Annotated in this window: 6 protein-coding genes; all 6 read left to right on the top strand. The window is 59.9% G+C overall.

Translation table 11 applies throughout. The features are described from left to right. Positions 1 to 91: 91 nt before the first annotated feature. The gene (locus ACZZZP_RS23105; RefSeq protein ID WP_463384262.1) at positions 92 to 976 is read left to right on the top strand and encodes a peptidylprolyl isomerase; all 885 of its coding nucleotides are present in this window, start codon (positions 92 to 94) and stop codon (positions 974 to 976) included. Beyond that, positions 963 to 1829 (top strand): peptidyl-prolyl cis-trans isomerase, encoded by an 867-nt coding sequence (locus ACZZZP_RS23100; RefSeq protein WP_463384261.1) that lies wholly within the window; start codon positions 963 to 965, stop codon positions 1827 to 1829. The genes ACZZZP_RS23105 and ACZZZP_RS23100 overlap by 14 nt, the downstream gene beginning before the upstream one ends. A gap of 69 nt (positions 1830 to 1898) precedes the next feature. Continuing rightward, positions 1899 to 4520, top strand: a complete 2622-nt coding sequence (locus tag ACZZZP_RS23095; protein WP_463536871.1) for a hypothetical protein — start codon at positions 1899 to 1901, stop codon at positions 4518 to 4520. 58 nt (positions 4521 to 4578) lie between these two features. Beyond that, on the top strand, positions 4579 to 9348 hold the full coding sequence (locus ACZZZP_RS23090; RefSeq protein ID WP_463536981.1) for a thrombospondin type 3 repeat-containing protein: 4770 nt from the start codon (positions 4579 to 4581) through the stop codon (positions 9346 to 9348). Positions 9349 to 9372: 24 nt separating this feature from the next. Further along, positions 9373 to 15618: an Ig-like domain-containing protein gene (locus ACZZZP_RS23085; RefSeq protein ID WP_463384259.1), complete on the top strand. Its 6246-nt coding sequence runs from the start codon at positions 9373 to 9375 to the stop codon at positions 15616 to 15618. Further along, positions 15618 to 16742, top strand: coding sequence for a PQQ-binding-like beta-propeller repeat protein (locus ACZZZP_RS23080; RefSeq protein ID WP_463384258.1), 1125 nt, complete (start codon positions 15618 to 15620; stop codon positions 16740 to 16742). Before ACZZZP_RS23085 ends, ACZZZP_RS23080 begins: the two co-directional genes overlap by 1 nt. Positions 16743 to 16744 lie beyond the last annotated feature (2 nt).

Below are 16744 nucleotides of genomic sequence, written 5' to 3'. Positions count from 1 at the left end.
TTTGTGAGCCAGTTCACGCCCCCTTGCGTGGCTGCCCTGTATATCGCACACCGCGATAAATGGAATTTGACCTTACACAATGGTGATTTGAATGAAGCAGTTCCAACGCCTGGTCCTCGTGACTGCTGTAGTGGCCGTGGCTTTGACTGGATGTGATTCGGGTGGCGATTCGATTGCCGAAGTGAACGGCAAGCCGGTGACGCAGGAGCGCTTCGATGCGTACCTGAAGTTCAAGCGCGTGCCCACGCAAAATGCCGAGTTGGTGAACCGTGAGCTGGATGAGTATCTGGAGCGCGAGGGCCTGGCTGGGCAGATTGAAGAACAGAAGCTGTTGCCTGCCGAGCAGGTGGAAGCCGAGGTGGCGGAGTTCCGTAAGCAGATGCTGATCGGCCGCTACTTTGAGGAGTTCCTGAAAGAGCGCGTGACGGACGAGGCGGTACGTAATTACTACGCCACTAACCCTGATCAGTTCCAGGCCAAGAAAATTCACGTCGCCCACATTCTGGTGCGTACCAATCCGGGCTTGAGCGAGTCGGAGCGCCAGGCGCTGCTGACCAAAGCCAGCGCCATTTATACCAAGGCCAATTCCCAGGAAGATTTCACTGCCCTGGCCAAGGAGTATTCCGAAGACCAGCTTTCTGCCCAGCACGGCGGCGACCTGGGTTGGTTGCAGGAAGGCGCTATCGATCCGGCGTTCAGCACACGCATTTTCGCCATGAAAGCGGGCGAGTTGTCGGAGCCGGTGGTTACCCCGTTTGGCTTCCATATCGTCAAGGTGTTGGAAGGCCCGCAGGTGATCAAGCAGCCGTTCGAAAGCGTGGCGGGGGACATTCGTTATCGCCTGCGCCAGGAGGCCAAAGCCGCCGAGCTGGAGCGCTTGAAAGCTGCCGCGAAAATCGAGAAGAAAGACGCACCTGAAGCGCCGAAAGCCGCTGAAGCGGACAAGCCAGCAGGTGAAAACCGTGCATCCAGCTAAGTACGCCGGCGCCGCTCTGGCGCTTGCCGTGCTGCTGGCCGGCTGTAACGACGACAGCAAACAGGCACTCAGCGAGGTGCCGGTCGAGCCGTCGGCCACGCTGGTGACCGTGGATAAAACCCCGATCACCCGCGCCCAGCTGGAGCTGACCATCGAGCGCACGCTCGGCGAGTCGGCGCCGCTGTATGCCAACGAAGAAGTGGAACGCAAGATTCTTGAAAGCCTGGTTAGCAGCCGGGCCATGGCCTTGCTCGCCGAGCGTGAGCTGGATGCCAGCGAGCGTGAGCAACTGGAGCTGAAAACCCAGGCGTATCGCGAAGAATTGCTGGTGCGCAATTACCTGCAAGCCCATGCCGATCCGCAGCCGGTCACCAATGAGCAGGTGGCCGATTACTACAACCGTCACCAGGACGAGTTTGGTGGCGGCGTCGAGAAAAGCTTCGAAATTATCGCCAGCGATCAGGAGCTGGAACCGGCACAGCGTACCGAGCTGATCACCTTGCTTAGCGGCACGCAGGTGCAGAGCAAAGATTGGCAGAAACTGGTGGCCGACTGGCGTCAGGCCGGCAAGCCGCTGCAATACCGGCAAAGCCGCCTGAAGCTCGACCTGCTCGAACAACCGCTGCGCAGCCTGGTGGAACCCACCGCGGCGGGCAGCATTGCGCCGTTGTATGTAGACGGCCAGCTGATGCTGGTGCGCGTGACCGCCGTGCAGCAGTTGCCGGCAAAACCGCTGGCTGAGGTGAGCGGGGCGATTCGCGAAAAACTGGCACCGCAAGCGCTGAAACAGGCCGTTAAAAGCCTGAGCAGCGAGGCGTTGGAAGGCGTGGATGTGCAGTACAGCTCGCACTAGACGAGCAACACCTGGGCCGGGCGCGTAGCCGGCAACTTTCAAGGACAGCGGTAGGCAAGGATGAACGTTATGGGGATGCTCGGGGGCAAGCGCGCAAGTGGCCGACTGTTGGTTGGCCTGCTGTGCCTGAGCGCGGCCGCTGCGCACGCCGCCGACTCGTGCCGGGCGGTGTTTACCTCCGGTCTGCAAACCCACGGCACTGGGGGCATCAACTTCCAGTGGGGCGGCCAGCTCGCCGACAACCCCGGCCTTTCGCTAGACAGCCTCAAAGTTCAAAGCGCGTTCGCCTCGCCCAGCTGCGGCAGCAAAAACTGCACGGCTAGCGGCCAGGCGGCCGGCGATTTGCTCACCCTGAAATTGCCCGCCGTCAGCGGCCAGTACGACCTGCGTCTGGGCTACTTGGGCAATGGCGAAGCCGGCGGCGACGAAGTAAACCGCTACCGCACCATCGAGCTGGAAAGCGCCGCCACCCTCAGCTTTAACCCGCGTCATCAGGCCTATTACATCGAGCGTCTGAGCCTTGGCTATGGCGCCAAGGTCACCCTGGCACCGGGCCGTTATTGGATCGGTCAGCTGGACATGGCCAGCAACAGCCAACTGCGCGTGGCCAGCGGCACCGCAAAAATTATGGTCGGCAGCGCCGTGAACCTGCCATATCAGGCGCGCATCAACGCGGGTGACGACGGCAGCGGGCGCCCGGAAGGGCTGCAACTGTTTGTGCGTGGCAACGTGGTGCAGGAATCGGCCAGCGTTATCAACGGCCTGGTGTATGCCGAGGGCGAATACCGCTCGGCGTTTGCCGCACGGCTGACCGGCGCCCTGAATGCCCGCAGCGTTGACGTTGGCAGTGCCGCGCGCATCGAAACGCGCATGGCCGCCATCAACAGCGCCAGCTGGAATACCCAGTGCCAGGAACGCGCGGACCTCGATGGCGACGGCATCCTCGACCTGCTCGACGACGACACCGACGGCGACAGCTACGACGACGAACGCGAGCGCGTCGCTGGCAGTAACCCGCTCAATGCGCAAAGTATTCCCACCGTGGCGCCGCCGGCCGTGCAGCCGAGCCTGTGCGTGGCGTCCTTTGCCAAAGGCCTGCAAACCCACGGCAGCGGCGGGCGTATCAGCTTTGCCCTGAACGCCCAATTGCGCGATGCGCCGTCGGCGTACCTGGCCACCAACCGCGTCGATAACAGCTTTGCCTCCAGCGTGCGCAGCTGCGGCACGCAAGATTGCCAAGCGAGCTTCAGCCCCGCGCCAGTGCCGGCCATGCCGAGCTTCCGTGCCACCAGCAGCACCTTCAAGCAAGACGTCGTCTACGCCGGCAACCTGACCCTCGACGGCAGCCGCAAGGAGTGGCAACGCCTTAACGTCAACGGCACCGCCAAGGTGCGTTTCAATGTGGCCGGTGAATACCTGCTCAAAGAGCTGGAACTGGGCTACCGCAGCACCCTGGAACTGGCACCTGGCGATTACTGGATCGACAAACTGACCCTGGGCAGCGAGTCGAAAATTACGCCCATTGGTAACGGCACCGTGCGCCTGCACGTGCTGAAGAACCTCGAACTGCCGTGGCTGGCGTTGATGAACGCCACGGCTTACGAAGCCCCCGGCGATGCCTCGCGCCTGCTGGTGCTGGCCGAAGGCAACGTCACCCTTGGCTCCAACGCCACCCTGGCCGGTTTCGTCTACGCCAAGGGCAGCGTCACCCAGCAATACGCTTCGCGGCTTTATGGCGGCGCGGTCGCCAGCACTGTCACGCTCGACACCCTGGCGCGCACCACCCATAACGCGGCGCAACTGAGCAAGGTCGACTTCGGCTTGCTGTGCGACCTGGACGGCGACGGTATCGGCGACAACACCGATCCGGACCGCGACGGCGACGGCATTTCCAACGAGTACGAAGAGCAAGTTGGCACCAACCCCAACGACGCCAGTAGCGTGCCGCCTGACATGGACCGCGACGGCATTCCCGACGCTGTGGACAGCGACCGTGACGGCGACGGCGCGGCGAATGACGTTGACGCCTTCCCGAATGACCCCAGCGAAAGCAAAGACCTCGATGGCGACGGAATCGGCGACAACAAAGATGCCGACCGCGACGGCGACGGCATTTCCAACGACTACGAAACCCAGTTGGGCACAGACCCCAACGACAAGGCCAGCGTGCCGCCGGATCTGGACCGCGACGGTACTCCCGACGCGCTGGACAGCGACCGTGACGGCGATGGCGTGGCCAACGACATTGATGCGTTCCCCAACGATGCGGCCGAAAGCAAAGACCTCGACGGCGACGGCATTGGCGACAACGCCGACCTCGACCGTGACGGCGACGGTATTTCCAACGCCTACGAAACCCAACTGGGCACCGATCCGAACGACAAAGCCAGCGTGCCGCCGGACCTCGACCGCGACGGCATTCCTGACCCGCTCGACTTCGACCGCGACGGCGACGGCGTAGACAACGACAAAGACGCCTTCCCCAACGACCCGCGCGAAAGCCGCGACCTGGACGGCGACGGCATTGGCGACAACGCCGACCTCGACCGCGATGGCGACGGCATCTCCAACGACTACGAAGTGCAGGCCGGCAGCAACCCGGACGACCGGACCAGCGTGCCTGCCGACCTCGACAAAGACGGCATTCCCGACAGCCTCGACAGCGACCGTGACGGCGACGGCGTGAGCTAACGACGTCGATGCCTTCCCCAACGACCCGACTGAAAGCAAAGACCTCGACGGCGACGGCATCGGCGACGGCAAAGACCCGGACCGCGACGGCGACGGCATTTCCAACGACTACGAAGTGCAAGCCGGCACAGACCCTGACGACAAAACCAGCGTGCCCGCCGACCTCGACAAAGACGGCATTCCCGACGCCGTGGACGACGACCGCGACGGTGACGGCGTGGCCAACACTGTCGACGCGTTCCCGAATGACCCGAGCGAAAGCAAAGACCTCGACGGCGACGGCATCGGCGACAACAAAGACGCCGACCGCGATGGCGACGGCGTGTCCAACGACTACGAAACCCAGCTGGGCACCAACCCGGACGACAAAGCCAGCGTGCCGGCCGACCTCGACAAAGACGGCATTCCCGATGCGCTGGATGACGACCGCGATGGCGACGGCGTGGCCAACGACGCAGACGCGTTCCCCAACGATGCAGCCGAGAGCCGCGACCTCGACGGCGACGGCATTGGTGACAACGCCGACACCGACCGCGATGGCGATGGCATTTCCAACGACTACGAAACGCAGGTCGGCACAGACCCGAACGACAAAGCCAGCGTGCCCGCCGACCTCGACAAAGATGGCATCCCGGACAGCCTCGACAGCGACCGTGACGGCGACGGCGTGGCCAACGAGGCCGACGCATTCCCGGACAACGCCAGCGAAAGCCGTGACCTCGACGGCGACGGCATTGGCGACAACGCCGACACCGACCGCGACGGCGACGGTATTTCCAACGACTACGAAACCCAGGCCGGCACCGACCCGAACGACAAAACCAGCACGCCGCCAGACTTGGACAAAGACGGCATTCCTGACAGCCTCGACGATGACCGCGACGGCGACGGCGTGCGCAACCCAGACGACCTGTTCCCAGACAACCCGGCCGAAGCAAAAGACCAGGACGGCGACGGCATTGGCGACAACGCCGATACCGACCGCGACGGCGATGGTATTTCCAACGACTACGAAATTCAGCTGGGCACCAATCCCGACGATAAAACCAGCGTGCCGGCCGACCTCGACAAAGACGGCATTCCCGACGCGCTCGACAGCGACCGTGACGGTGATGGCGTAGCCAACGAGCAAGACGCACTGCCCGACGACCCAAGCGAAACCCGCGACCAGGACGGCGACGGTATCGGCGACAACAAAGATGCCGACCGCGATGGCGACGGCATCTCCAACGACTACGAAACACAGGTCGGCACCAATCCGGACGACAAGGCCAGCGTGCCTGCCGACCTGGATAAAGACGGCATCCCCGACAGCCTCGACAGCGACCGTGACGGCGATGGCGTGGCCAACGAGGCCGACGCCTTCCCAGACAACGCCAGCGAAAGCCGCGACCTCGACGGCGACGGCATTGGCGACAACGCCGACTCCGACCGCGATGGCGACGGTATTTCCAACGACTACGAAACCCAGGCCGGCACCGACCCGAACGACAAAACCAGCACGCCGCCAGACCTCGACAAAGACGGCATTCCCGACAGCCTCGACAGCGACCGAGATGGCGACGGCGTGGCCAACGACGCCGATGCCTTCCCCGACAACGCCAGCGAAAGCCGCGACCTCGACGGCGACGGCATTGGCGATAACGCCGATACCGACCGTGATGGCGACGGTATTTCCAACGACTACGAAACCCAGGCCGGCACCGACCCGAACGATAAAACCAGCGTGCCCGCCGACCTCGACAAAGATGGCATTCCCGACAGCCTCGACAGCGATATCGACGGCGACGGCGTGCCCAATGCCCAGGACGCGTTCCCCAACGACCCGACTGAAAGCCGCGACCTCGACGGCGACGGCATCGGCGACAGCAAAGACCCGGACCGCGACGGCGACGGCATCTCCAACGACTACGAAGTGCAAGCCGGCACTAACCCCGACGACAAAACCAGCGTGCCCGCCGACCTCGACAAAGACGGTATTCCCGACGCGCTGGATAGCGACCGTGACGGTGATGGCGTAGCCAACGACGCCGACGCTTTCCCCAACGACCCAACGGAAACCCGCGACCTCGACAAAGACGGCATCGGCGACAACAAAGACCCGGACCGTGACGGCGATGGCGTCAGCAACGCAGACGAAGTGGCCGCCGGTGCCAACCCCGACGACGCCGCCAGCTTCCCGGACCGTGTAGCGCCCGTGGTGACCATCGAAGGCGCCGACAACGCCAGCGTCAGCGAAGACAGCATCACCTTGCGCGGTACCGCGACAGACGCTGGCGTTGGCGTGGCGCGGCTGGAATTCACCTCCGACCGCTTCGCCACCAGCCGCTTTGCCGTCACCCTGCAAGGCAGCAACTGGACCGCCACCGTGCCCCTGCAGGAAGGCGCGAACACGCTCACGCTTACCGCCTTCGACAAAGCCGGTAATCAGGCCAGCGTGGTACGCCGCGTTGAGCGCGTGGCGGTGTCCAGCGACATCGGCTTGACCATCGACTACCCGAGCGCTGGCGCCACCGTCAAAGACGCCACCGTGGTGGTGCGCGGCGTGCTGCGTAGCGACAAGGCTGCGCAGCGCATGGAAGTGCTAATCAACGGCCAGGCCGCGACCCTGACCGCCACCAGCCAGGTCACCGAGTTCGCCTACCAGTCGGGGCCCATCAACCTGCAAGTCGGCCCCAACACCCTGGTGGTTCAGGCCTGGGTCGACCAACGCAGCACTCAGCGCAGCGTCTTGGTCACCTACCAGCCGGCGCAAACCACCTTCAAACCGCCACGCTTCGACAGTCTGAGCCCGGCCAGCGGCAGCCTGCTGTCCGGCAATGGCTTCGTGTTGCGCGGCCAGGTGTACGCCGAAGCCGGTCTGGACAGCGTGCGCCTCAACGGTCGCAACCTGGTGCTGCGCGAAGCCGGCACCCAACTGCTCGACCTCAAAGAAACCCTTGGCGTGCCGGTCGGCCACTCCAGCTACAGCGTCGAGCTGCTGGCCCGCGACCGCAGCGGCCAGGAAACCCGCCAAACCCTCAGCTGGCAGCTCGACCAGACCGCGCCGGTGATTCAGCTCGACACGCCACTGGTGGAATTGCCCGCCGAAAACCGCGTGAGCGAGCAGCCGTTCCCAGTCAAAGGCACCCTGCGTGAAGCCAACCCTGGCAGCTTCCAAATCAACGGCAGCGACGTAACCCTGGAACCCGGCGCCAGCGCTGGCGAATTCCGCTTCGCCACCAGCCTGAGTCTGCCCTTGGGCAAAAGCGTGGAACTGACCCTGGAAGCGCGCGACCAGGCCGGCAATCTGACCCGTCAGGAGTACAGCCTGGAGCTCAACAGCCAGGCCGCCATCAACTGGGTTATCCCCACCGAAGGCACCGAACTGCTCAACCTCGGCGAGCCGATCAGCCTGCAAGTGGCCGCACGGATCGAAGACCTCAGCGGCCAACTGTTCCCACGCGCCTTGTTGCTGGGGAGCAACGGCGACAACCTCGCCGACGCCGCCCTCACCGGCGACACCACGCTCAAAAGCGCCAACCTGCAAGTGCCGGCCGCCGCCGGCCAATACCGCCTGCTCGCCGTGCTGCAAAACAGCAGCGGGCAAGTGGTGGCGCAGAGCAGCCGCAGCATCACCGTGGTCACCCCGCAGCAAGTGCCCGTCGCCCTGGAACGCATCGAACCGGCCAGCGGCGAGCGCAACGCCAACCCCAACGACTTCATCAGCCTGTACTTCAACCAGGCCATCGACATTAGCAAGCTGCAGCTCAAAGTCTTCGAAACCGCCCACGGCAAAACCTACGTAGACCTCGATGGCCTCGGCACCAGCGAGCTGCAAGCCCAGGGCTACCAACTGATCGACGTCAACCGCGACTACCTGCCCGTAGCCGGCAACCTCGCCGAACTGCCCGGCAGCCAGGTGGTGGCCTTCTACCCAAGCCAAGACCTGGCCTACAACGCCGAGGTGTCGGTGGAAGTGACCTACGACGGCCAGGAACTCAGCCGCATTCGCTACCACACGCGCCCGCTGCCGACCTTTATCAGCGGCGTGGTCATGGACCAACTGCAGCAACCGGTGGCCGGCGTGCAAGTGCGCATCGACGAACTCGACCGCAGCGTACAAACCAACGGCGACGGCGCCTTCAACTTCGGCTTCGGCGACAGCGCCGCGCAAAACATTCCGGCCGGGCGCTACAGCCTGCAACTCAACCCCGGCCAGAGCGTGCGCAGCTACGGCAGCGACAGCCGCACCATCAGCGTTCAGAACGGCGTGCTTAACGAACTCGGCCAACTGCAACTGGCCCAGCTCAACACCACGCTGCCCTACGTACCGGTCAAAGGCGGCAGCCAACTGAGCCTGCTCAGCGGCGAACTCAAACTCGACCTCAGCAACGCCAAACTGCAATTCCCCGACGGCCGCCAGGAAGGCGACCTGCACGTGCAAATGCTCCAGTTCAGCGAACTGGCCTACCCGGTCGATCCGATGGCTATGCCGTACTGGATGTATGCGCTGCAACCGGCTGGCGTAAGCGTGCAAGGCAACCTCAGCGTTGATATCGCCGCGCTGAAATATGCCGACAGCTACGACTACCTGCCAGACGACGGCGCTTACGTGGTGCTGGTTGGCCTCGACCGCACCGCTGGCCGTGTGGTGCCAGTGGGCGTTGGCCAGATCGCCAACCTGCGCATCCGCAGTAAAGGCCCATTGCAACCCGGCAACCTCGACCTATTCGGCTTCGCCCTGGCCGGTATCGAAGCGCAGCCCGCATTGCAGGCCTACGCCGACGGACAAATGAACTTGCGTCAGCTGCAAGCTGAGCTCTACCGCTTGAGTAAGAACCGCTGAGGCGGCTCAAGGAATCACTGACAGATGGATATGTTGCGTATGCCAACCACCGCCTCCAGTTCGCGCACTAACGTGCGCCGTAAGGTCTCGTTGTTTGCCCTGGCATTTGGCCTGGTGTTGGGTGGGGCGGCGATGACTGCGCAGGCGTTTAGCCTTGGGCACCTGCCTGGGTATTTCATTCCGCAGCAGTATTTCAAACACGGGGCTGTGTACACGCGGGCTATCGTGCTCAACGAGTCCGGAAAGCCGACTTGGGTGGAATACGACAGCAGCGGCAAGGAAGGCCGGGAGATTGGCGAAGCTGTTGGCCAATATGCGACTGCCAAAGTCATGGCTGGTGATACCTACCGGGCCTACTTGAAGCGCCAGACTGAGATTCGTGCGCTCTATCCCGATGCGCAGGTAATGACCGATTCGGCGTACCGCAGTCGTGCTTTCAAGACCGTAACCGGACAAACCATCGACAAACCGGACATCGACGATTCCACGCTGACCGTGATGGTGCGCGCAGACAAGGATCTGTTCAGCACAACGGGCAAAGACCTGGTGCTGCTGGAAATGCCGATCAAGGACGGCGTGACACCCGATGCGTCGAGCGAGTCGCTACTCCTGGCTACCGACGGCAGCATCCTTCATCAGAGCGCCAACAGCATTGCCTTTCGTGTGGGGTTCTTCGGCAAGGACGGGCAGGTAGCCATCAAGACCTCGCGCGATCGCGATGCGAAGATCTATGGCCCTATGTCTGGCGTTGTAGTTGGCGTAGGCGGCTGGGGGTTCTTCGGTGGGGGTGTCAGCGACAAAGACGGCAAATACAGCTTTAGCTACTGGCTGCCGCCCTGCCCAGGGTTCGACATCGAGTTCACTACGCCGTTGACCCTGGAGCTGCGTTACAAGCGCTTCAGCCCACGTGGCAGCTCGATGATGCCGTATTACATGAGCCGCCCGGACTACGACTACTGCAACGGTCTGGGCGTATGGGATCTGAACGCGGCCAACATTATTGCCACCGCCGCCACTCCGGTTAAGCCCAATCTGGATTTTCCGGTCGATCTGATGGTGCTGGATGCCAGCGCCAAGCTCAAAGACGTCAAGGTGGGTGGCAGCACCACCTACAACGCGGAGACCAGTGATCGCGAGCATTTCCTGCAAGAAAAGTACGATTTCGACGGCGACGAGAAACCGGACTTCGTGGTGCCCGGCAAGAAGTTGAAAAAGGACGTCAATGGCGTCGAGAAGGAGGTGTTCGTCAAGACTAGCCTGGAGGAGGCGCAACTGCAGGGCATCTACCTGTCCAGCAAGTACAGCAGCGTGCCTGAGAACACCGAGGAAAAAGGTCCTGACTTCACCCGTTTGATCGATACTGCGCCGGACTTCAAAGACCGCGGCCTGCTCAAGGACATCAGCGAAAAAGATCTGAAAGACACCGATATCTACGTGTTCCGCGAATCCACTGGGCAACTGGTGGCGGAGCGTCGCGGCCTCAAAGATCAGGAGCTAAACAATAGCTCCGGTCTGGATAGCAAGAACGACGCTTTCCGATTCACCATCCAACTGCGTGGCTCGGTGGAAAGCCTGTACAACGATACCGCCCGTGGCGACGCTAACTTCAAAAAATGGCAGAGCGTTGGCGGTTTCAAGGACGAGTTTCAAAAGCGCATGGCCAACCACTTAAAGGCTGGCGAGAATGTCCGCCTGATTGCCATCAACCGCCCCACCGGTTACGTCGGCAGTAAGGTGGTGCAGCTCAAGACAGGCCTGAGCGGCAACGCTATCAACCTCAACACCGAGGTTATTACGCTCAAGGCGCCCAACCTGAAAATCTGGGCTGAGCGCAAAAACAAGATCGAAAAGGGCCTAACCAAAGGCACTGACAAGAAACAGCTGATCAGTAACGAAGGTGCTGGCCTGGGTAGCGACGTCAGCATTGCTATCTACACCGACTGGCGCGATGCCGATGGCACCGCGCTCCCCGAGGAGCTGGCCGACTACGGTTACACCGGTCGACTGGCCAAAATTGTCGCCGCCAACCAACTGGCGCCGGTCGGCGCGAACAACCTGTCGCAGTTCAAGATCAAGCCAGGCCAGCAAGTGCAGGTGATCCAGTTGCCTGAGCAGGTATTGGCCAAGCAGCACCTTTATTTGCAAGTGGCGGGGCAGCCGGAGAACCGCAATCCAGACTTCTCCTCGAAAGGTTCGGGTAGCGGCATTCTCAAATACCGCCCCACGCGCTATGTGCCGGTAAAAGTGGCGCTGCATGACGAAGAGGCCAGCGAGCTGGCGCGCCAAGCCTATCGCAAGGCCATCAAAGACTTCCCCGAGCAGACCTTCAAGGCACCGCAACCGTTGTACTCGTGGCAGTACCGGCCGGAGATGCAGTTCAGTTTGTATGAGCTGAATGTCAGTGCTATTCGCAAGACCAATGCGGACAAGACTGTCACCGATATCCTCGAAGAGACCAAACCGAGGATTGAGGGCTCAGTCGACTATGTGACTGTGGTTTATGACCTGCTCAAATCATCGATTGGTGCACTTGACTCGTACAGCTATACAGGTGATCGGCAATTAGTGCTGGCGCTGGGCGGGGAGGAGATTAAAGCTACCGTTGGTAAGGCGCAGAACATCGTTTTTGACAATATCGAGCACTTGGCGTCGCTGGGCTCGAACGACTTCCTGACCATCCGGTTGTTCGCTAATAACGATGCCGGGAATATTTTGTGGGAGTTTGGCTTCACCACCGACCTTCAAGGCCAGGCTCCGGTCAAGTATGTCAGTGCGGACACCCGTGACGTGGAACTGGTCACCTATGTGCCAGTGGATTCTGAAGAAAACGACCCGAAGAAGATCAAAGTTCACTGGAGTGTTAGCGACGGCGGTTCGCTTGCAGAGTCGATTACCGAATCCAGTGATGGTGTCTTTCACAACAAACTGACCGCTTCCAAGGTGGCCGGTGCAGCTCATGTCGTAACTGCGCGTGTGGTGGAGTCGCAAGACAGTCGCGTGCGACTGGGTTCGGAAGTGGTAATGGAACCCATGACTGTGGTGGCTGGGGCTCCGACCAAGGTGGAAGTCACTAGCGATAGCGCAGCGCTGCTGAGCACCGGTGTTGATACGGCTACGCTTACTGCAACTGTCTACGATCAACATGACAACCCCGCTCAAGAAGGCACGCCGGTTGCCTGGGATAACGGTTATAGCGGCGACCTGGACAAGGTCGAAACACAAGTGAATGCCCAGGGTGTAGCCACCGCTCAATATCGTGCGGGTCTAGAAACATTACCTACTGATGTTTCGTTGTCTGCTGGCGCTGTGGCGCAAAAGGCTACGGTGGAGAAGAAGGCCTTTGACTTCACGGCCTCGTTGTCGGCCAGTAACTTCGAGCCGGGCAGTACTGGGGTGGTTACCGTCACTCTGAGTGAGGCGCCAGAGGAAGCCTTGGATATCAACTGGTTCAACTCCAGTGGGCCAGTCAGCGGTCCTGATGTCACCCAGGGCACGACTATGCAGGCGAGCTTTCAGGTCGGCGGCGACAGCTCTAGCGATGGCCACGTGGCCGTCAACATTGCCGGAGTGGTTAAGGAGTTGCCCTACACCATCACGCCAGTCGATCCAGAAGGCACCATCAAATTTGATTACGCAGCAGTGGCGTCGGGCAATCAGAGCAGCTATTCAGTCGAAACGCTGAACAGCAGCACCGATCAACAAGTAGTTAATTCCACCAATGCCACGGTGCACGGAAAGCCCAACACCACTGTAACCCTCAGCGCCGGCGGCTTCTTTACTCAGAACTTCGCACCCATAGCGATGTTCCCTATGTCTGGTTTTGACGTCGACGCTCAGGGCAACAAGGTGCTGCTCGATACATTGGGTGGGCTTACTGGCAAGGTTGAGGGACGGGTGAGCTGGGATGAATCTGACTCCTACTTCCGTCCAGGCAGCAGCATGCGTTTCGATGGAGGCAAGCTGGTAGTTCTGGATAACGACTCGCTGGATTTCAACACTGATTACTACGCCAATGTTCGCTTCAAAGTGGCGTCGGTTTCCGACGGTGCTGTATTGCTGCGCAAGGGCAGCAACGACTCCAACGGCTACGAACTCAAGGTGGTTGTGGTCGCCAACGTGGCCCGCCTGCAAGCAAGGGTTTCCACTGACCAGGGCGACTTCACCGTTCTTTCCTCCACACCTATTCAGGTTGGTAGCTGGTACCTGGTGGGTGTGCAGCTCAAGGGCGGGGAGCTGACTCTTGGGGTCGGTGCCGCCCGCGACACCGCACCGGCGCCCGGTCTCCCCAACAACTCCGGATTCGCCAACAACCTTGTGGTGGGCGAGGGTTTTGACGGCAATATCAACGAGCTCAAGCTGGGCCAGATCCACGCTTCCCGTGGCTCGCTGGTGCTGATTGATGGCGAGACGGAAAAACAGATCACCTTTGGCAAGGACGGTAAAGCCAAGGTAGCCATCTCCGGTGGCACTGCCAAACTCAACAGCCTTGGTGCTCGCGTGGGGTTCACGGTGCAAATGGACTCTGGCGTAGCCAAGGCCGAGGTCAAGGAGCTGCGTTACCAGAAGTTTTTCTCGCGTTTCTCCTTTGCCAACGATCCGATGGGCAAGGCATACGCGGACTCTATCCAACAGGCCAACGAAAACGAAGGTGGGGTTGCTGTGGTCGATGGTCAGGCCATGGCTGATGCAATTGAGATGCTCAAGAAGGCTGGTAAGCCAGCGCTTGACGCAATCAAGACGGCGGCACAGTTCCTATTTGAGATGACCAGCATCTCGGATGTTTGGCAACTGAGCAAAGCGGTTTACTTATGGACTCATGGACGTTTCGACGAGGTGGATAAAATCGAGCTGGCCTTTGCTGGCATTGGTTTGACGCTGACCATTGTTACCGTTGTGACTACGGTGGGCACCGTGGGTGCAGGGGGGCCAGGTTCCATCGCGGCGATGGTGTCGGTAAAAGGTGCACTCAAGGTACTCAAGGGCACGCTTAAAGAAATCTTTCTCAAAGACCCTGGGCAAATCCTGAAAATTGGCGGCACCGTCGCGCGTTGGTCCTTTGACCTGGTGGGCAAGCTGCTTTCTGGTAAGGCCGGCCGCGAGACGGCGCTCAAGCAGTTGGTGGATTTCAAGGACCTGTTCGTTGATCTGATCAAGAGCGGTAGTGTCGCGACCTGGAATTTGCTGAAAAATATCGGCAAGAGTCCCAAGGGATTCATGGCGTTTCTGAATATTCGCAAGCTCAACAAGTTGCCTTGTTCAGTCTCTGCAACGGACTACCCGCTAGATCGTCTCTACGCACGTCTGGTGCCGCTGGATCTATCGATTTCGCAAGTGCACGCGGCGCCGATGTGCGGTGCAGCATTGTCAGAGAAAATCGCCGCCGCAGTAGACGCGGTGAAAATGTCTGACGCCGAAGCCAAGCTGTTCAGCGACATAACTGTGTTTGCAACGCGTGCAGACTCCACCCTCGACGGTCTGCGCTTCACCTCGCAGACAGTCGACGATCTGGCAAAGTTCGTTAAAGAGGGACACGGTGAAAACATCCTGCTGTTCCTGAAAAACATGGAGGAGGGGGCAGGTAACATGAAAGCTTTCAACTTCGAGAAGATGAGCAAGGTCGGAGCCGATGGTTTGACGCCGTTTGATGTGCTGATGGACGCCATGAAGTATGTGCCCAAAGAAGCGCAAGGCACCGCTTTCAAGAACCTGGCGATTGCCAACGTTAGTAACGTGCGTGGTGTATACGGTGAGGCAGCGACCTTCAAACGTCTGAGTAACAATCCGACGATTCCTCGTGAACTCCCTGCGGACGGCAGTATCACGGTGGGCAAAGATCTACAGGTTGGGCCTAACGTAGATGCGGGGAAAAATGCATCGAACGTACAGGGGCTGGATATTGAGGGTACGGTCCTGCAAGGCACGAACAGCTCTGGCGGTCCCTTCCTTGCCGAGGTTAAAAACTACACCAGCACTTACAAGTTGGATGACCTGAGAGCACAGGTCAAAAAGCACTTTGAGTCGCGGATTTTTGCCATGATGAAAGGGAATGCTTGGGAGGCCGGCAAACCTCATCTACATTTCGAATGGATGGGGTCGGGCTTTGGCAAGGAAGTGAGTGTGAAGAATCGAAAAGATGCCGTGATTAAAATGTGCGAAAAAATGATGGAGGCAAAACCTCGGGTTAGGCCGAAGTTCAATTGCGCAACGGACATTACCTTCAACGTGGTCGAGGACTTCATCGACCCACTGACTACCAAGGCAGCGAATTGATGATTCCTTCCCGAAAAGCGAGTTTTACCTTTGCAACCCATTTCTCGGGGATGGCGACTTGCCGGCTTGTTGGCCAATCGTTGTATGTTTTTTACTTTTGTAATGAAACTCCATCGCTCGGGGGCTCTTCTTTCTTGAAGAAATTCGACTTGTCTACCTTTACCGGTAGTGAGTGGTCTGAGCCTAATTGTCTCTCTCGAGAAACTGCCAAAAATAGATCTTGCCTGATGGATGTGTGCGGCGATGTTCTTGCTATCTATGGTGAGGCGCCAGAGTTGGTGGCACTCGACTCTGCCGATGTGTTGTATGCCGAGCGCAACGGGCTGACCCAACCAGGTTGGGATGACTATTCCTGGGTGCAGTTCTGGGATGGAAAAGCGTATCGCGGCGTCAGTTTCGATGGTGAGGGTGTCGACGTATTCACCCTTGAGGGCAGTCCCACTCTTGTTGCGCATTTGGATATTGACCTCACCTTCAATGATCCGTGGCATGAGCATTACTTTGCCGGCTTTCGCGAGTCTGGCGACCTAGCGGTCTATTGCGTTGAGGCGCAGAAGTATGTGTTCGAAGCGCCCCAAGAAAATTATGTTTTTCGCGACGACCCTGCGGTAATTGGCGGAATAGCATTTGATAATCACCGTGTGTTTTTTATTGCCGGTGACACGCTACTGGTCGGCGATCTTGTTTCTGGCTCTGTACTGTTCGAAATCAAATACCTAGCTTCGGCCAAAATGCAGGCCTTTTTGCAGGAGTTCAACTACGACGCGCGCAATGCCTATGCCACACAAATGGCTGTTCAGGGCGACAAAGTATTTTTGGCGTCCAGTATTCTGAAGGGGTACATCTTGTGTGTCGACCTTCAGCTTCAGGACGTTGTTTGGTTGCGAGGGTACCAGCAACGGGTAAAGGGCATCGTTGCCAAGGGGGAGCTGGTATATGCCGCTGCCGCATTGATTCCGACAGCGTGGGATATCAATACAGGTGAGCAGGTGTGGTCGGCGGATGAGGGTATAGACGCAGTTAGCGCCCAGATCAGCGATCGCTGGCTAGTGTTTTCTGGCTCTGCTGGGGATACCAAATGCTTCAAGCTCGAAGCCCTCTATGAGTCGCCTGCCAAGGCCTGAGT

This window comes from Pseudomonas sp. AC211 (genome assembly GCF_979258055.1).
The sequence above is the reverse complement of the archived record's forward strand: the minus strand, read 5'-3'. Positions and strand labels throughout refer to the sequence as shown.